The sequence below is a fragment of the Pseudoclavibacter sp. AY1H1 genome (assembly GCF_002931055.1).
In the GTDB taxonomy this organism is placed as follows: Bacteria; Actinomycetota; Actinomycetes; order Actinomycetales; family Microbacteriaceae; genus Pseudoclavibacter.
This window is the reverse complement of the sequence record NZ_PSXX01000004.1, coordinates 77,082-95,125: the sequence shown is the minus strand read 5'-3', so window position 1 is coordinate 95,125 and position 18,044 is coordinate 77,082. Positions and strand designations below refer to the sequence as shown.

At 66.9% G+C, this 18,044-nt stretch carries 16 protein-coding genes; 10 read left to right on the top strand and 6 right to left on the bottom strand.

Annotated elements, in window-relative coordinates:
- The first annotated feature begins 163 nt into the window (after positions 1-163).
- The 3 genes from C5E05_RS08545 (at position 164) to C5E05_RS08535 (ending at position 2,000) form a co-directional block, all read left to right on the top strand.
- Complete coding sequence (locus tag C5E05_RS08545; RefSeq protein WP_104239830.1) at positions 164-658, top strand: MarR family winged helix-turn-helix transcriptional regulator; 495 nt, start codon at positions 164-166, stop codon at positions 656-658.
- Positions 659-765: 107 nt separating this feature from the next.
- Positions 766-1,572: an MBL fold metallo-hydrolase gene (locus tag C5E05_RS08540; RefSeq protein ID WP_104341673.1), complete on the top strand. Its 807-nt coding sequence runs from the start codon at positions 766-768 to the stop codon at positions 1,570-1,572.
- Positions 1,563-2,000, top strand: a complete 438-nt coding sequence (locus C5E05_RS08535; protein WP_104239828.1) for a nuclear transport factor 2 family protein — start codon at positions 1,563-1,565, stop codon at positions 1,998-2,000. The genes C5E05_RS08540 and C5E05_RS08535 overlap by 10 nt, the downstream gene beginning before the upstream one ends.
- A gap of 197 nt (positions 2,001-2,197) precedes the next feature.
- On the opposite strand, the gene C5E05_RS08530 is transcribed toward C5E05_RS08535, so the two are convergent.
- A complete protein-coding gene (locus tag C5E05_RS08530; RefSeq protein ID WP_104341672.1) occupies positions 2,198-2,761 on the bottom strand; it encodes a TetR/AcrR family transcriptional regulator in 564 nt (187 codons plus the stop codon).
- 78 nt (positions 2,762-2,839) lie between these two features.
- Between C5E05_RS08530 and C5E05_RS08525 the strand changes: the two genes are divergently transcribed.
- Positions 2,840-3,982 (top strand): zinc-binding alcohol dehydrogenase family protein, encoded by a 1,143-nt coding sequence (locus tag C5E05_RS08525; protein ID WP_104341671.1) that lies wholly within the window; start codon positions 2,840-2,842, stop codon positions 3,980-3,982.
- Between the two features lie 239 nt (positions 3,983-4,221).
- Here C5E05_RS08525 and C5E05_RS08520 read toward each other — a convergent pair whose 3' ends face one another.
- A complete protein-coding gene (locus C5E05_RS08520) occupies positions 4,222-4,917 on the bottom strand; it encodes a TetR/AcrR family transcriptional regulator (protein ID WP_104341670.1) in 696 nt (231 codons plus the stop codon).
- A gap of 360 nt (positions 4,918-5,277) precedes the next feature.
- On the opposite strand from C5E05_RS08520, the gene C5E05_RS20520 reads away from it, so the two are divergent.
- From C5E05_RS20520 to C5E05_RS08510, 3 genes are all read left to right on the top strand, one after another.
- Positions 5,278-5,400, top strand: coding sequence for a hypothetical protein (locus C5E05_RS20520; RefSeq protein WP_258064808.1), 123 nt, complete (start codon positions 5,278-5,280; stop codon positions 5,398-5,400).
- An 83-nt stretch (positions 5,401-5,483) separates the two neighbouring features.
- On the top strand, positions 5,484-7,082 hold the full coding sequence (locus C5E05_RS08515; protein ID WP_104341669.1) for an amidohydrolase: 1,599 nt from the start codon (positions 5,484-5,486) through the stop codon (positions 7,080-7,082).
- Between the two features lie 16 nt (positions 7,083-7,098).
- On the top strand, positions 7,099-8,478 hold the full coding sequence (locus C5E05_RS08510) for an APC family permease (RefSeq protein ID WP_104307383.1): 1,380 nt from the start codon (positions 7,099-7,101) through the stop codon (positions 8,476-8,478).
- A 109-nt stretch (positions 8,479-8,587) separates the two neighbouring features.
- Here the strand turns inward: C5E05_RS08510 and C5E05_RS08505 are convergent, their stop codons facing one another.
- From C5E05_RS08505 to C5E05_RS08490, 4 genes are all read right to left on the bottom strand, one after another.
- Positions 8,588-9,193, bottom strand: coding sequence for a DUF1349 domain-containing protein (locus C5E05_RS08505; protein WP_104307384.1), 606 nt, complete (start codon positions 9,191-9,193; stop codon positions 8,588-8,590).
- A gap of 89 nt (positions 9,194-9,282) precedes the next feature.
- Complete coding sequence (locus C5E05_RS08500) at positions 9,283-12,141, bottom strand: aminotransferase (RefSeq protein WP_104341668.1); 2,859 nt, start codon at positions 12,139-12,141, stop codon at positions 9,283-9,285.
- A 58-nt stretch (positions 12,142-12,199) separates the two neighbouring features.
- The gene (locus C5E05_RS08495) at positions 12,200-12,973 is read right to left on the bottom strand and encodes an SDR family NAD(P)-dependent oxidoreductase (RefSeq protein WP_258064806.1); all 774 of its coding nucleotides are present in this window, start codon (positions 12,971-12,973) and stop codon (positions 12,200-12,202) included.
- A gap of 98 nt (positions 12,974-13,071) precedes the next feature.
- Positions 13,072-14,136: a phosphotransferase gene (locus tag C5E05_RS08490; protein WP_104307387.1), complete on the bottom strand. Its 1,065-nt coding sequence runs from the start codon at positions 14,134-14,136 to the stop codon at positions 13,072-13,074.
- 58 nt (positions 14,137-14,194) lie between these two features.
- Between C5E05_RS08490 and C5E05_RS08485 the strand changes: the two genes are divergently transcribed.
- From C5E05_RS08485 to C5E05_RS08475, 3 genes are all read left to right on the top strand, one after another.
- Positions 14,195-15,589, top strand: coding sequence for an aspartate aminotransferase family protein (locus C5E05_RS08485; protein WP_258064805.1), 1,395 nt, complete (start codon positions 14,195-14,197; stop codon positions 15,587-15,589).
- A 57-nt stretch (positions 15,590-15,646) separates the two neighbouring features.
- Complete coding sequence (locus C5E05_RS08480) at positions 15,647-16,393, top strand: GntR family transcriptional regulator (RefSeq protein ID WP_146081393.1); 747 nt, start codon at positions 15,647-15,649, stop codon at positions 16,391-16,393.
- Between the two features lie 232 nt (positions 16,394-16,625).
- On the top strand, positions 16,626-18,005 hold the full coding sequence (locus C5E05_RS08475; RefSeq protein WP_104307390.1) for an aldehyde dehydrogenase family protein: 1,380 nt from the start codon (positions 16,626-16,628) through the stop codon (positions 18,003-18,005).
- Positions 18,006-18,044: the final 39 nt, after the last annotated feature.

Sequence of the window (18,044 nt, the reverse complement as noted above, 5' to 3'; positions counted from 1 at the left end):
CTCGAAGTCCCGGGTTGTTGTCCTTAGGTGGGGTGGTTGATCGCCGGGCTTCGTTGTCATCTCCCCGGTGGGCAGCGGTCTCGCCCATCTCCACTTCGTCGTCCGGCGGCGTTCTTGTGAGCACCACGACCCTCTTAGCGAGGAGGCGGATTAGGGTGACTTCATGAGTTCAGTGACCGTCATTCCGAGTGTGTGCGAGGCGGTCAGCGACCCACGGATCCTTCTCTTCGGCCGACTCCTTGGGGCCGCCAATGGGTGGGAGCATCTCCTCGCCAAGGCGCTCCAGGACGAGACGGGTCTTGAGCACACCCTGTTCGAGCTCCTGGTCGTCGTCGGGAGGGCTGGCCCAGACGGCATCGCGGTCCGAGATATCGCTCAGGCGCGCGTGCTCACGTCGGGAGGTGCGACTCGGCTCGTGCAGCGCGGCGTGCAGCGCGGCTTCGTCACGCGCAAACCCTCGACGGAGGATGCGCGCGTCCAGCTGGTCAACCTCACCGAGGAGGGGGAGCGGATGCTGTTGCACTCGAGTGCTGTGCACGCTGCCAACATCGAGCGGACGCTGCTCGCGGTGCTTCCGGAAGAGCACCGCGCGGCATTCGCTGCCTCGGTCGAGGCGCTCAGCAAGGAAGCTGCGCGGGCGCTGCCCATCATGCCCTGACCGGGGCGGAGTCATGCCGCGAAAGTTCCGGGAATAGCTGACTGCTCAGCTAAGTTGCTTCTTGTGTGCGGCAGACGCTGCACAGCCAAAGAAAGCGATCACCGACCATGACACTCTCCTTCGAAGTCTTCGATCTCAACTTCCCCGTCGGCTCCCTCAACAAGTCCGCCGTGCTCGTCACCGGGCCAACAGAGGCGGTCCTCGTCGACGCTGGCTTCACTCGAGCTGACGGGCACCGGCTTGTGGCTGCGATCCTCGACTCCGGCAAGACCCTCACGACCGTGTTCGTCAGTCACGCGGACCCGGACTTCTACTTCGGCCTTGAAGTCATCGCCGAGGCGTTCCCCGAGGCAATCGTCACGGCGACCCCGATCGTCATCGAACACATCTCGGCCTCCTTCGAGGGCAAGCTCAAGGCCTGGGCCACGCTCGGCACGAACCTGCCGACACGCTTCCCCGAGATCTCACCGCTCACCTCCGACACCATCACGGTCGACGGCGAAGAGCTCGAGCTCCGTGGCGGCTCCGAGCTCCTCCCCGACCGCCACTACCTCTGGCACCCCGCGCAGCGCGTCATCCTCGGCGGTGTTCTCGTGTTCCAGCAGGAGCACGTCTGGACCGCAGACACCGCCACGCCCGAACTGCGCTCGGCCTGGGTCGACCAGCTCGACGCGATGTCGGCCCTCGACCCGATCACCGTCATCCCAGGTCATCGCCTGCCCGACACGGCGAACGACGCGAGCGCACTTCGGTACACCCGCACCTACCTCGACACGTTCGAGAAGGTACTGGCTGAAACCACGGACGGCGCTGCCGCCACTGCACTGCTGAACCAGAAGTACCCCGACTCCGGGATGGGCATCGCAGCTCAGATCGGGACCAAAGTTGCCAAGGGAGAGATGACATGGGGCTGAACCAGAGCACAAACGACGACGAAAACGAGACGACGAGCGCTGCACCGCGGGATGTGGTCCGCCGTCAGTACCTCGCCTCAGCGGCGGGCGACCTCGACGCGCTCCGGGCCACCCTGGCCCCCGACGTCGAGTGGACCGAAATGGCAGGGTTCCCACTCGCAGGGACGTACCGAACGCCCCGAGGGGTGACCTCGAACGTCATGGAAGTCCTCGGCCGCGACTGGGAGGACTGGACTGCCCACGACGATTCCTACATCGTCGAGGGGGAGAATGTGGTCGTGCTTGCGCGGTACACCGCAACCCACCGAACCACGGGCAAGGCGCTGAACGCACGGGTTGCCCACCATTTCGTGGTTCGCGGCGGACTCATCGTGCGGTTCGAGCAGTTCGTCGACACTGCCCTGGTCGCGGAGGCGGCAGCAGGTTAACTCGGCGCAACGGTCGACGTGAGCTGGGGCGTCTTGTGCTGTGCACGAGGCGCCCTGGCCTCGGGGTCGGGTCCCTAGAATCACCCCATGACGCAGCCGACCTTGCCGCAGTCACCTCGCGACGTGGCAGAGCCGAGGCGGGCTCATGGGTGGGAGCCACGCACGTCCTCCCTCTTGGGCATCCGATGTGAGCGGCGTCACTCGCTGATGCACTCGCGCATGTCGTCCCAGACCGACGTCACGCACTCCTCGAGCGGGCGATCCGTGGGTCCCGCAAGCCATCGGTCCATCGCGAGGTCGAAACAGGTCACGGCAAGAGCGGCCAACGTGCGCGACCAGCGAGGGGTGGTGCCACGCTGCTTCAGTGACTCCTCGATCGCGAGGGCGAGGTGGTGGCTCTGCAGGAGCTCGCGCTCGTGCAGTGCTGGCTCGCTGCGGACGATCAGGCGCCGACGAGCGATCGACGCTCGCCAGTCCTGAATCCCGCGGGATGCCGCAACGAGCCCCGCGCGTACCGTGGTGGCCCCGGTGGCGTCGGGTGGGACCGAGCTCATGAAGTCGCTGACGGCTTGGGGGAACTCGCGATCTCGGAGGAAGAGGACATCGCGTTTGTCGGCGAAGTGGCGGAAGAACGTCCGAGTGGTCAGATCCGCGGCTGCGGCGATCTGGGGCACCGTCGTTGCGGCGAAGCCCTGTTGTTCGAACAGGACGATCGCCGCACGTTCGAGCCGAAGTGCGGCGTCGGGGGACCATCGAGGCATAGCAACATGATGGCACGAGGTGTCATCAGGTGTACAGTGACGGCACGAGATGTCATCACTTGTGGAGAGCGGACGGTCATGAGAGAAAACACTGCGGCGTGGATCGATGCCCCATACGCCGACCTGACGATCCGAGACGCACCCGCACCCAAGCCAGGCCCGGGGCAGCTGCTGGTTGCAGTGCGCGCACTGGCAGTGAACCCCTTGGATGCGATCATCCAGTCCAACGGACGGCTGATGTACGGGTGGCTGCAGTACCCGGTGATCCTCGGCGAGGACGTCGCGGGTGTCGTCGTCGAGGTCGGAGAGGACGTGGGCGCCTTCGAGGTCGGCGATCGCGTCACGGCGTACGCGATCGGTCTGGAGAAGGGCCGCGATGCTGTCTCCGAGAGTGGTTTCCAGGCATACGTCGCCGTCGACGCGAACCTCGCCGCCGCTCTGCCGGACACCATGGCGTTCGAGGAGGCCGCCGTCCTCCCACTCGCGCTGTCCACTGCTGCAGCCGGCCTCTTCGAAACCGCGCAGCTGGGGTTGGACTACTCCGGCCTCGGGGACTCAGGATCTCGCGACGAGGTCGTCGTGGTGTGGGGTGGCGCGACGGCCGTGGGAGGCAACGCGATTCAACTCGCCCGAGCGGCCGGCTATCGAGTCGTCACGACTGCCTCTGCTCGCAATCACGAACAGATGAAGCGGTTGGGAGCTGAGGCTGCCTTCGACTACCGCGATGCGGACGTTGTCGACCGGATCATCGAGGCTGTCGACGGTTCCGTCGTTGCGGGTGTCCTGGCCATCGCCGTGGGGTCAGCCGAACCGTGCCTGAAGATCGCTCGGGCGACCGGCGCGACGAAGATCGCGATGGCGAGCCCGCCCGTGTCGTTCTACGAGCAGCCCCGTCGAGGTGGCCTCTCCCTCGCCCGGATCCGCCTGCTCCTGCGCTTGGGAACACGGAGCGCGCTGCTGCAAGTACGCAGCCGTGCCCGCAACATCAGGGCCTCGTTCATCTGGGGAAGCGCCATCTCGACCTCTCCCGTTGGTGCTGCCATCTGGGGGAGCTACCTCCCCGAAGCTCTCGCATCGGGCCGGCATCGCGCCTACCCGAATGCCCACGTTGTCGGAGACGGCCTTTCTGCTCTCCAAGGAGCGATCGACACGCTCCGCGGTGGCGTGTCCGCTCAGAAGCTGGTCGTCACACTGCACGACGCTGCGTCGGGGGACTCCTGATCACCCGCAGCCTACGAGGCCGCCGGACCTCACGCGGCATTGCGCGGTGCTCTGCGTGCTGCGCACTGTAGGGGAGTGCCACATGCTCGATAGTGTCTGCCCGCGCCGTCCGTCAGGTGGCTGCGGTCTCGCAGGAATTCTCGTGCTCTTCAGAAGCGATCCGGTTCTCCAAGATCTGCCACAAGAACTCGATGTCCCAATCGCCTCTCGGGCAAAGTGTGGAGTGGGATGAGCTGGGCTCAGCTGCAGAGGCGCGCCAGACGCGCTCTCAGGCCCGTCAGCATCGCGTCGAGGCCTGCCTCGAACGACGCTAGGGCAGGGTCCTCTCCCCATGCGGAGCGCCGGCTTGCAGCGGTTACCCGGCTCAAGGTCGGCGCGTCGTCTGGGCTGCGGAGCTCGAACATGTCGTCGGCGGCGACGGCGTCCAAGGCGGCACCGAGAATGAAGTCCTCCAGCGCTACGAGCGCTGTCATAACGTCCTCTTCTGGCCACCCCGCGCTCAGGAAGGCCCCGACTACCCGCTCATACATCTCTGTCGTTCGACCGGCGCCGTCCAGTGCTGTGGTGGCGAAGACCGCGATCGTCGCGGGGTGACGCGCGAAGGCATCACGGTAGGACCGCGCCCAGACTCCCAGCGCTTCGAAGAAGGGGGTCGAGTCGAAGATCTTGACGTCGATCCGGTCGCTGACCAGCTCGCGGACACGAGCGAGCACTTCCTCTTTGCCGGTGACGTGGTTGTAGAGCGCCGAAGCGCCGACACCCAAGTGGCGCGCTAGCTGCGTCATCGTGAAGTCGCCGTCATCATCGAGCAGTTCGATGGCGCCCTCGGCGATGCCGTCCGCGGTGATGAGTGGTTTGACGGGGCGACCCGCGCGTCGGGCGGGTCGCGGAGGTGCTCGTCTCTCGCCCGCAGCTTCGGGAATCTCGGGAGTCATTGAGGCCTCATCGTACTCTCCGCCTGGTTCCCTCGTTCGCCAGCTGAAGAACGAACCCCGCCTCCGCCTGAAATGAATGTCCTTCATTTTACTGCGGCCCCTGCAGCGGGTGCAGCTGGAAACAAGCCCGTAATGAGCCCGTAATCCGTCCAAAAGTTCTTGTTGTGCGGGCTAGGTAGGCGGGTCTACTATCAACCCACAACAAATGAAACGCTTTCATTTGCTGGATCCCGGCGGTGCTTCGAAGACGTCTCATCCCGGGCTGCCCCACTCGGACCACGCCTCACTCACTGCCACGCTGACGCTCCTCCCGTTCCATGTCAGTCGACTCACATCCGTTCCTGTCCAGAAGGTCTGCACATGCGCACATCCACCCGTTTCACGCCCGTCATCGTCCCGGCATGGTCGCTCCGGGTCGCCGCGTCCCCCTCCCTCGCGCCTCCCCCTGACACAGCACTCGACACCGCCGCGGGCGCGAGCTGACGCCGACCACCGATTCCCGGCTGGCGCAGAGTGCGCCAGCGCTTACCGCAAGAAACCGCCCAAGAGGGCAGCAGGAGGTTCCTATGACTGTCACCGTGTTCCGTGACGGCACCATCCGTGTTGACGGCTCATCGCCGGACGCCGATCAGCTCATCATCGTCGACGGCGTCGTCGCGCCCGAGGGCAGCGCTGTACCCGACGACGCCGAATACGTCGATCTCGAGGGTGGGCTCCTGCTGCCCGCCTTCGGCGAGGGCCACGCTCATCCACTCCTCGCCGGGCGCGAGCGCGTCGGCCCTGAGCTGCGAGACGCCAGGACCGTCGAGACGATCGCCGCCCGCGTGCAGGCGTGGGCCGCCGTCTCGGATGCTCCATGGCTGGTAGGGGGGAGCTATGACGCCACGATCGTGGAAGGCGGGATGTTCGACGCCCGCTGGCTCGACGGGGTCGACCGGCCCGTCGTGCTGCATGCGTGGGATTACCACACCGTCTGGGTCAACAGCGCCGCGCTCCGCGCCGCCGGGGTCGATGCGACGACCCCGGACCCGGAGCTGGGCCGCATCGCACGTCGCCCCGACGGCTCGCCCCTGGGAACGCTCATCGAGCGCCCGGCGATCGACCTCGTGCTTGCTCACGCGCCGCAGCCCGCGATCGCCGCCGACGTCGATGCTCTGACATGGGCGGGCGAGCACCTCGCGGCACACGGGGTGACCTGGGTGCAGGAGGCCTGGTGCGAGGTCGAAGACGTTCCTGCCTGGCTCGCGGCCGCCGCATCCGGCCAACTCGTCGTCGACGCCGACCTCGCCCTGCGCGCCGACCCGATCCGCTGGCCCGCTCAGCTCGACGAGCTGCGACGCATCGCCGACGAGATCGATGGCACCCCGGGTCTGACGTGCCGCACCGTGAAGTTCTTCGTCGACGGCATCCTCGAGAATCACACGGCGCACCTCCTCGAGTGCTACCACGACGCTCGCACCCGCGGCCTGCCCAACTGGTCGCCAGAGCGGCTCGTCGACGCCGTGGCGGCGTGCGACGCCGCCGGATTCGACGTCCACCTGCACGCCATCGGCGACGGCGCAATGCGCGCAGCCCTCGACGCCGCAGAGGGCATCCGCGAGAGCCTCCGCCGCGGCCGGCGCCTCACGATCGCGCACGCGCAGGTCATCGACCCCGCCGATCTGCCGCGCCTCGCCGACCTCGACGTGACGATCTGCTTCCAGCCCCAGTGGGCGCTCGAAGACGCCGTCATGACCGATCTCACGCTGCCACGCCTCGGCCCGCAGCGCGAACTGCAGTACCGCATGCACTCCGCTCAAAAAGCCGGTGCGCGCCTCAGCTTCGGCAGCGACTGGCCCGTCGCAGCCCCCGACATGCTCGCTGGTATCCGTACTGCGGTCACCCGTCAGGATGTGGGCGGCCACCCCTCTGGGGGATGGCAGCCGCAGGAGCGACTCACCGTGGACGAAGCCATCGACGCCGCCACAAGCGGCGTCGCGTGGCAGGGCGGCGATCAGGACCGTCGCGGAGCTCTCCGCCCCGGGATGCCCGCCGACCTCGTCTGGCTCACCGACGATCTCCGCTCGATCGAGCCCGCTGCCATTGCCAACGTCCGCGTCCGCGGTACGTGGCGGCGCGGCATCCGCACCTTCACAGAGACGACCTCCGTGGTCGCCGCACGCTGACCCGAACAGGACTGCCATGAAATCCACCGACACCTCACTCAAGCGGGTGATGGGAATCCCCTCCCTCGTCATCTTCGGCCTCGCCTATATGGTGCCCCTAGCCGTGTTCACCACCTACGGCCTGGTCGCCGTCACCACGAACGGGCACGTTGCGACCGCCTATCTCGTGACCCTCGTCGCGATGCTCTTCACCGCCCTGAGCTACGCCGCGCTCGTACCCGCCTTCCCTCGTGCGGGCAGCGCCTACACGTACGCCCGTAAGACATTCGGCGGCCACGTCGGCTTCCTGACCGGTTGGGCGCTCATGCTCGACTACCTCCTGCTCCCGCTCATCAACTACGTGCTGATCGGCATCTACCTCAACGCGCAGCTGCCCGCCGTCCCGCCGTGGCTGTTCGCGCTCTTCAGCGTCGTGCTGATCACAGCCCTCAACGTCGTCGGCGTCGCCGTGGTGCGCAACGCCAACCTCGTTCTCGTCGGGTTGCAGTTGATCTTCGCCGCCGTCTTCGTCGTCTGCGCGATCAGCTACGCGATTCAGAACCCCACCGCCTCGCTGCTTCAGCCGCTGTACGACGCCGGACTCACCTTCCCCGGACTGCTCGCCGGCGGGGCCATCCTCGCGCTGTCGTTCCTCGGGTTCGACGCCATTTCGACGATGTCGGAGGAGGCGCGCGACCCAGGTCGGACCGTGCCGCGGGCGATCATCATCACCACGATTCTCGGCGGGCTCATCTTCACCGTCATCGCCTATGTCTCCACGCTCGTGATCCCGTCGGTCGCGGACATCGACAACCCTGACGCGGCGGCGAACCAGATCATGGAGGTCGCCGCAGGCAAATGGCTCGAGATCTTCTTCCTGGTCACCTACATCGCAGGGTGCTACGCCGCGGCGCTCGCCTCCCAGGCCTCCGTCGCCCGCATCCTGTTCGCGATGGGTCGCGACGGCGTGCTGCCGCGCCGCCTCTTCGGCTGGGTCAGTCCGCGCTGGCAGACACCGATCGGCGCCGCGCTGTTCGTCGGTGTGGTGTCACTCGCTGCCGTTGTCGCCGATCTCAACACCGTCGCTTCGGTGATCAGCTTCGGCGCGTTGACCGCATTCTCACTCGTCAACTTGGCGGTGATCAAGCACTTCCTCATCGACCAACGCCGCCGTGGGGCCGCGGCAGTGCTCCGCTTCGGCGTGCTGCCGACGCTGGGGTTCCTGCTCACCGCGTGGCTCTGGCTCAGCCTCTCGGGTCTTGCGCTCGTCGTCGGGCTCATCTGGGTCGCTCTCGGTGTCGTCTGGCTCGCCGTCATCACCCACGGCTTCCGTCGCCGACCGCCGGAGGTCGAGTTCGACGAGACTGACGCCGTCCCCGTCCCCGTCGCCGACTCCGGTGTACGCGTGATCGCCTGAGCCACCCGGGATAGGACGAGGACCTCCGTGGTCGATGTGGGTCATCACACCCACTCGATCCACGGAGGTCCTCGTGTCACACGTCAGTCAAGCCGTTCGCCGGCGCGGTTCAGTCGCCGTTGCGCAAGTCCACGACTGTCCGACGCTCGAACGCGATGTCGGCGAAGGAGACTCGGCATCCGTCCCCGGTCGGGCTCTGCACCTCGAAGCCCACCGACAACTCGGTCGCTACTCGCGGCAGTGAGAACGCGCGGATGAAACGCCATGCAGACCCGTCGTGCGCGTGGAATGCCAGCACCCTGCCCACTCGCGCGAGACGGAGGCGCACATCGGGAGCATTCACGATGAACCCGTTGGCGTCGTCCGAAAGCCCTCTCGTGACGACCGAGACGACCATCAGCGCTCCCGCCGGAGAACGTTCGAAGCACAGCTTCGCCCAGTTGGTGTCGTCAACCCACGCGAGCAGAACCCCTGCGTCGAACGTCGCCCGAAGCTCGGGTGTCACCTCGGCAGCGAACGTGAAGTCACCTTCTGGTGGGGTCCCCAGGAGGGTGTGGGCATTGAGCAATGTCTCCGCGGCGACACCGCTCTCCCCACTGGGATCGACGAAGAGGTCCGTCCCGGCGGGGGCGGCTCCTTCGAGACCTGAGGTCGTGACGGCCCAGACTGAGCCCTCCGAGGGGAGGAGGTCGAACGGAAGGGTGGGAATGCGCATAGCGGTCTGCCTAACGAGAGTGAGATTCGGGCTTCGGGATGCAGCGACCTCGTGGCGTCGAGACCTGCCTCTCCGATGAGTGGGTCGGGTCAGAATCCGGTGGTGAGCACGCGGTCGAGGGCGTCGACGAAGACGTCGACCGAGGCTCGCGTGACGACCAGTGGAGGTTTGACTTTGAGGACGTTCTGGTAGTCGCCGGTGGGCTGCATGATGACTCCCAGCTGAAGGAGGCGGTCGCAGATCGCCGCGGTCTCGGCGGTGGCGGGCTCGAGCGTCTCGTGATCACGCACGAACTCGACGCCGAGGTAGAGGCCGGAACCGTGCACGGTGCCGATGAGGTCGTGCTTCTCGCCGAGCTCCTCGAGGCGTCGCTTGAGGTGGCCTCCGACGACGCGCGCGTTCTCTTGCAAGCCCTCCTGCTCGATGACGTCCAGCACGGCAGTGCCGATGACAGCGGAGACCGGGGAGCCTCCGGTCGAGGAGAAGAAGTACCCTCCGCTGCGGTAGCGGTCCGCGATCTCGCGGCGCGTGATGACGGCGCCGAGAGGCTGCCCGCCACCGATGGACTTGGCGACGGCCACGATGTCGGGCACCGCGTCCTGCTGCTGGAAGCCCCAGAACCACTCGCCGAGTCGGCCGTACCCGACTTGCACCTCGTCGGCGATCGCGAGACCCCCATGGCGGCGGATCGCCGCGTAGACCTCCCGCAAGTACCCCTCCGGGAGTGCGATGCCGCCGGCATTGCCGAAGTACGTCTCAGTGATCAAGCCGCCAGCGGGGCGACCGGCGGCGGCGAGCTCGTCGATCACCGCGACGGCTTCCGGCGCGTAGTTCACGGCATCCGCCCCTCGGTACTTTCCGCGGTAGGAGTTCGCCGCGTCCACGGTGTGGACCCAGTCGGGGCGCGTGGCGAGGGCGTTCGGGTTGTCCGCGATGGATGTGGACACAGCGTCGCTGGCGTAGGTCCACCCGTGGTAGGCCTCGCGCATTGCGACGATGTCGGGGCGACCCGTCGCTGCCATCGCGAGGCGGATGGCGAGGTCTGTGGCCTCGGAGCCGGAATTCACCAGGAAGACAGTGTCGAGCGCCTCGGGCAAGGTCGCCGCGATCCGCTCGGCGTAGTCGGTGATCGCGCGGTAGTGGAAGCGCGAGTTGGTGTTCAGCAGGTGCATCTGCCGCGAGCCCGCCGCGACGACGTGCGGGTGGGCGTGGCCCACTGAGGCGACGTTGTTCACCATGTCGAGGTAGACGCGACCGTCCACGTCGATCAGATGCTCGCGCCAGCCTCGCTCGATTCGCGGTGGTACGGCGTAATAGTGCTCCTGAACCTCAGCGAGCACCTCATGGCGACGCGCGAGCGAGTCGTCGTCGGCCGCCGTCGCCGAAGGCAGGCCGATCGCGACTCCTGGGTCGCCTGTTACCTTGCGCCAGGCTGCGGCGAGGGCGGGTGTGACTCGCTCCGGCGGCATCATCCCGTCGATACCGCGCCGCAGGGTCAGGCGGGCGCGCGCGGGCAGAACAGCCGATGCCAGGTCTTCGGAGGCGCCAGAGATCGTGAGGATCTCCTCGCCGGACCTCCATGTGAGCGTTCCCCCCGCCACGACGGTCTCGCCGTCGATGCGCGTCGGGGTGGCCAGCCACAGCAGAAGGTCGGTCGGGATCGTGTCGGTCGCCGAGGGCAGCGGGTCGGTCTCGCCCGTGAGGCGCGCAGACCATGCAGGCGCGGTCACGATACCGGCGCCAGCATCGAGTGCGTGCTGCGCTGCTCGGTCGAGGGTCGTCGTGTCGAGCCACGCTCCGCCGTCGTTCAGCGGCGACTCGGTGGCGGTGTCGAGCGCGACGTGCCGCCCGGGCGAGAGGAGGCTCGAGCCCGCCCATGCACGTTCGGGCGCGCTAGGGCGGCCCAGGGCGGTGCGTGTCGCCGCAGTCAGCACGGGGATCGGGACCGATATCGCCTGCTCGAGGATCTGGAATTCGCGCTCGAGTGCGACGGTGGCGTACTCGTTCTCCTCGTCGACGCGTACCTGAGCGCGGCCGCTCAGCACTAGCACGGCGCCGCGCAGGATGACGAGGGGCCACAGTGCGGTCAGCTCGTCATCGGTGAGGTTGCGCAGGCGATCGAAGGCGCGAATGGCAGGGAAGGCGCTCTCCGGGGACGCGCCATCGTGATGCAGCACGGAGGAGACGGTGACGGCGATGTCACCCACTCGCCACGACGCGCACGTGTCGCCGAAGTCGATGACCGCGTCGGGCACGGTGGCGCCGCAGGCGCGCAGCACGTTGTCGTCGGTGACATCGAAGTGCCCGGTCTGGATCGGCAGGGAGGCCTTCACCGGGGCGAGGGCGGCGCGGGCGGTGTCGGCGGCGCGCTGCACGATGCCGCGCATGTCGGCATCCGGTTCGAGGGGCAGGAGCGTATCGATGACACGCTCGGCATGACGCAGATCCCATTGGAGGACACGGCTCGTTGCGGGGTGCGTGAAGTCCGCGAGGGCGGCGCTCACCGCGCCCGAGAGCGCGCCGAGCCCCTCCACCACGGCGGGCGAGAGGTAGGACGACCCCATGAGCGTCCGGCCAGAGACGTTCTCGATGACGCGGGCGTGAATGGGCCCCTGGGACGAATTCCACCACGCCGACATAGCGCCGCGGGGTCCGTGGACGATGCGGGGGACACGCACCTGCGGACTGCGCTGCGCGACCGTTGTCGCCGCGGCATCCTGCATGTCGATCTCCGCTTCGCTGAAGACGGGGTTGCTCAGCTTGAGGACACCGAGCGGCTGCGTCGACCCCCGCTCGAAGACGCGGACGTTCTGATCCTGCTGGCTGCCGAGCGCCTGCACGTCGATCTCGATCCCGAACACTTCCACGAACAGTCGCTGCACCTCCTCGTCGGAGAGCGTCGGGGTGGGGAGATCAACTTGTGTGAAGTAGTCGAAGACGTCGGTCATGGCTTTTCCTTGGGTGCTGTGTGAAGTGGAAGTGTGAGGTCAGGTCGCTGCGCTCTGGTCATCCCATGCCACGCTCCTCGTCGATCGAATTGCCTCCGTCGACCAGCAGCAGTTGCCCCGTGATGTATGAGGCTCCGGCTCCTGCGAGGGAGCAGATGGCAGACGCGACTTCCTCGGCCGAACCTGAGCGGCCCATCGGGGTGGCCCGCCCCATGGAGCGCTCGTGATCGCTGGACGAGGACGTCGAGATCCACCCGGGTGCGACGGCATTCACCGTGATGCCAGATGCCGCCACGTCGATCGCGGTTCCGCGCGTCAGGCCGATCATCCCCGCCTTGGCGGTGTGATAGCCGATGTCTCCCCGGTAGGCCATCACCGGCCCGGAGAGAGAGGCGACGTTCACGATGCGCCCGTAACCGGCTTCCCGCATGTGCGGGATGACGGCGCGCGTCATCCGCAAGGCTGTGGTGAGGTTCCGATCCAGCGCGCTCCGCCACTGCTCGATGGAGATGTCATCGATCGCGGCGGTGGGCTCGGCGCGCGAGACGGAAGTGAGACCTGCGTTGTTGATGAGGACGGTCGGGACGCCGTACCTCTCACGCGCCGCAGTGAGAACAGCATCCACCCCTCGCTGTTCCGTGAGGTCTGCCACGACTCCGCTGGCGTCGATATCGGCTCGATGCAGGTCGGATACTCGCTCGTGGATGCGGTCTGTCGTTGAGGTGACGACGACCTTCATGCCGGCCCGACCGAGCATCATCGCGACGGCGGCTCCGATTCCCTCGGCGCTGCCCGCTCCGGTGATGATCGCTACGCGGCTTGGGGTATCCAATAGCTTCCCACTTTCTGGACGATCGGTGTGTCTCGAGATCCACTCGGGGTCTTGGTGCGCGGACGGGGCGCGGCCACGCTCGCACTTCTTCATGGTCGTTAGACCGCGTGGAGGAGCGCCTCTGCGGTCTCGAGAGAACCGCGTCGACGGTGCGCGGCGTAGTCGCCCCGGGCGGTGCCCAGGCGTGACATCCATACCGTGGCGTTGGCGAGCAGCCGTGCGGCCGCGAGCGGCAGCACGACCGCAGCTTCGTCCGATGTGACGGGGACAGACGCAGACCATCCGGTCATGACCTCGTCCACGGCCGACATGGGATCGGCGCAGTGACGCGCAGCGTAGGCGCCGGCAATCACGGGTTCCGAGATGCGGATGCTGCGGGCCATATCGCCGAAGTCGAGGATGCCGGTGATCGTCGTGTGGTCGGTCCCGGGCCCCACCAGGAGGTTGGAGTCGTGAAGGTCGTGATGCACAACGGTGGTTGGGAGTCTGCTCAACCGAGGCGCCACGCTCTCCGCCAGGAGGGTGAAGACGGTGTCGGCTGCGCGCTCGAGCCGCGCAACTTCCTTCGCGGTCCCCGGGAGCTGCCCCTGGTCCGTGAGGATCGCAATGCGCTTGAGGGCACGCTCGATCGTCGTCCTGGACTCGGTGATCTGCCACGGGTGCTCTCCGTGTCCGGCCGGTGCGCTCTCCAGTCGGAGACACTGGTGAAGTCGCGCCGCGACATGGCCGATCTCGCGGAGCAGTTCCTTCCGCATCGGCACTCGTTCCAGTGGTGTTCCGCTCAGCCAGTCTGACACCTGAACGAGCAGCGCCCTCTTGCCCGTCTCGGCCTCGACGGTGAGCTCTCCGGCAGTGGATCGTCGCGGCTGGGCGACCGGGAGCCCCGCTTCCGCGACCCTCTGGACGACTTCCTGGTGCCACCGAAGGGGGGCGCTCGAGGATGCGTCGGCCCAGAAGACCTTGACGGCGAATGCCGTGTCTCGGTCATCGACTGCGCGGAACACGGCGGCGCTCTCGGCCCCGACGGCTTGAACGGCCGACGCGTGGATCTCGAACCGCGTCCGCAGGATCTCGATGATCTCGGCGTCGGCGACGTTGACCTCGTCGACCGCGGCAGCAGATGCGTGCGCTGAGGCCGAATCGGCGTCGGTTGTGATGTTCATGCGAGTAGGGTATCAATATTGGTGACCAATAGTCGAGTTGGTGACCAAAGGAGGCGACATGGGTTTTCCCGGTCAGATGCACATGGTGAACAGCTACGACCCCGCCTCTGGCGTGGAAGTAGGGCGCAGGGCGGCTGAGCTGATCGAGCGGCGGCAGAGAGTGCTTGGCGCGCCTTATCGGCTCTTCTACGAGCGCCCCGTTGAGGTAGCTCGCGGAGACGGCGCCCTCCTGTTCGACCCCGACGGCGTCGACTACCTCGACGCGTACAACAACGTGCCGGCCGTCGGGCACGCGAACCCGCGAGTGCGGGCGGCCGTCGACGAGCAGCTCGGGAAAGTCAACACGCACACCCGGTACCTCACGGATCAGATCGTCGACTACAGCGAACGACTGGTCTCCCTGTTTCCCGACTACCTGGAACAGGTGGTGTACGCGTGCACCGGCAGCGAGGCGGTGGATCTCGCGCTCCGAATGGCACGGCATATCACCGGCGGGACCGGTGTCGTCATCACCTCGAATGCGTATCACGGGACCACGCAAGCCAGTGCAGCCATCTCGCCCAGCCTCGGGCCGAACAACACGCTCCCAGCCCACGTCGTGACCGTGCCCGCGCCCGACCCATTGCGAGACCCGTCGGACGAGGGGGCGTCGGCCGCGCTCTTCGCGCAGCGCGTCGAAGACGCGATCACCCTCCTCGAGCGGAGGGGCGTGAGATTCTCCGCCCTCATCATCGACTCGGTTCTCTCCAGCGATGGTCTCGTGACGCATCCACAGGGAGTTCTGCGGCCTGCGGTCGATGTCGCTCGCAATCGCGGTGGCCTCTACATCGCCGATGAGGTCCAGCCGGGCTTCGGTCGGCTGGGATCCGCGTGGTGGGGCTTCCTTCGGCACTGCGTCGAACCCGATCTCGTCGTCCTCGGAAAACCTATGGGCAATGGCCTCCCCATCTCCGCGGTAGTAGGCAGACGCGAGCACATGGATGCCTTCGGGCGCGACGTCCGGTACTTCAACACCTTCGCAGGAACCCCGGTGAGTATCGCCGCGGCGAACGCCGTCCTCAATGAGATCGAGGATCGTGAGCTTCTTCCGAGCGCGGCAGCCGTCGGAGCTGTCCTCATGGACGGACTGAGCGAACTTGCACGCCAGGATCCGCGTCTCGGTCAGGTTCGCGGCGAGGGTCTCTTCCTCGCCGTCGAGTTCGTCCGGAGTGGCATCCACCCCTTCGGCACCCCCGACCCCGGTCTGGCGAACCGGGTCGTCAACGGGCTGCGAGCGAAACGAGTGCTGGTCAGCGCGTCCGGCCGTCACGAGAACGTCCTCAAGATCCGACCTCCGATGGTCTTCGAGTCACAGCACGCAGACCGGCTGCTCACGGCACTCAGCGAGGTGCTCTCGGAAACCGAGAACGAAGATTCCGTCACTGCTGAGGAGAGAGACCAGATGCCGTCCTAGGCACTGACAAATCCAGCCACGGGCCCCATCGCCCGTCGTGCGATCCGCCTGGCGGGCGTGCGACGGACGGCGCTGACCCCGTGGGTACACTGGCGACGACCACGACACCTGGTCACATCTGATGCGGCCGCTTCTGGCGGCCCGGAGGCAAATATGGTTGCACCCTCGCTGATCGCCGACCATCTGCGCGACGACATCCTCGCGTTGCGGTTCGAGCAGGGCGAGCCTCTGCGGGAGATCTCGATCTCCGACCGGTTCGGCGCCTCACGACGATCCGTCAGAGAAGCCCTTCTGATGCTCGCGCAAGAGGGCGTGGTCACCCACGAGAAGCACCGGGGCGCCCGCGTCCGCCAGTTCAAGACCGACGACGTCACGGACCTCTACGCTGCCCGCGCTGTCCTCGAGGGCACAGGTGCCCGCGCCTGCGCCGATGCGCCGGACTCCGCACTCGACACCGTGATGGTCTCGCTAGCTGATCTCCGGCGGGCGGCCGCGGAGGGGCAGAACTCATCGCGTCACGCGACGGCGGACGTGCAATTCCACGCCTCGGTCATCGCCCTTGCCGGCAGTCCTCTCCTTGATCAGTTCTTCGCCTCTATTCGCAGTCAGATGACCTTCGCGATCAGGCTCCTCCAGCGCCGGGAGGTGGTGGTCGGATGGCACCACGAAGACGCACTCCGGGAACACGTGCTCATTGCCGAAGCACTTCTCAGACGCGACGCCGAGACCGCTCACGCGGCCGTCCTGGAGCACATACGAGCGAATGAGCAGGTTCTCCGGAGCATCGCCTCGGCGGGAGCGTGACACGTGTGTCGTACAGATCTCCAGACGCGGCCGGCGATTTCCCGGGGCTTGCCGACGAGCCGCAGAACCGCGCTGCGGGACCGCCCGATGTGCGGATCCCGGCCCCGATGCGAGTTGTGGCCTCCGTGATTCTGCAAACGGGTATTCGCACTGCCGCACGCCGATCCGAGCCTCATGCCGCCCTCAGAATTCCACCCATATCCCCCTACCTTTCAGACAGAGGAGCACACCAGTGAGCGATTACGCCGTTGTCAATCCCGCGACCGGAGAGACTCTCCGCGAATACCCGACGATCACGGACGAGGAGCTGCAGCGGGCGATCACCGCCGCGTCCGCCGCCCACGAGGAGTGGTCGCGGCGCGTCGCCGTCGCCGACCGTGCCGCGCTTGTCGCGCGCGTCGCCGCTCTCCACACGGAACGCCGCGAACAGCTGGCCGAGATCGCCGTCCGCGAGATGGGCAAGACCTACGAGCAGGCGCTCGACGAGGTCGACTTCGCCGCGGTGATCTACCAGTACTACGCCGACAACGGCGAGGCGTTCTCTGCAGACGAGGCCATCGAACTGTCCGACGGCACGGGCTCCGCATTCATCCGACGCGCGTCGCTCGGTGTGCTGCTCGGCATCATGCCCTGGAACTTCCCGTACTACCAGGTGGCGCGGTTCGCTGGTCCGAATGTGGTCAACGGCAACACGATCCTCCTCAAGCACGCCCCGCAGTGCCCCGAGTCGGCGCTGGCGATCGCGCAGATCTTCGACGACGCCGAAGCCGAACTCGGCGCCCACCATTCCGTGTACGTGAACATCTTCGCCACGAACGATCAGATCGCGACGGTCATCGCCGACCCCCGCGTGCAGGGCGTCTCGGTCACCGGTTCGGAGCGTGCCGGTTCCGCCGTCGCAGAGCTGGCGGGCAGGCACCTCAAGAAGGTCGTGCTCGAGCTCGGTGGGTCCGACCCGTTCATCCTGCTGTCAACCGACAACATGGATGCCGTCGTCATGGACGCCGTCAACGCCCGCATCGACAACAACGGGCAGTCCTGCAATGCCGCCAAGCGGTTCATCGTCATCGACGAGCTGTTCGATGAGTTCGCGGAGAAGTTCACCGAGGCCCTCACCTCGAACGCGCCCGCTGACCCGATGGTGGAGAGCACTCAACTCGGGCCTCTGTCGTCCGCCGCCGCGACCGAGCGTCTCGGCGAACAGCTGGGCCGCGCGAAGGCACAGGGCGCGACGATCCTGGCATCGGGTGAGCCGACGGGCAACTTCTTCCCACCGGCCGTCCTCACCGACCTGACACCTGCGATGAACGCGTTCCACGAAGAGTTCTTCGGGCCCGTCGCGTCGCTCTACCGGGTCGCGTCCGAGGAGGAGGCCGTGCGCCTCGCGAACGACACCCCGTTCGGCCTTGGCTCGTACGTGTACACGACCGACCAGGAGCAGGCGCTGCGGGTCGCGGACGGGATCGACGCCGGCATGGTGTGGATCAACCTCGTCCTCGGCGACGCCGCGGAGCTGCCCTTCGGTGGCGTGAAGCGCTCCGGTACCGGCCGCGAGATGGGCAAGCCCGCGATGGACGAGTTCGTCAACAAGAAGCTCATCCGAATCGCGTAGGCGCTGAGGCGTCGATCACCGGGCTTGTCGATGCGCCTC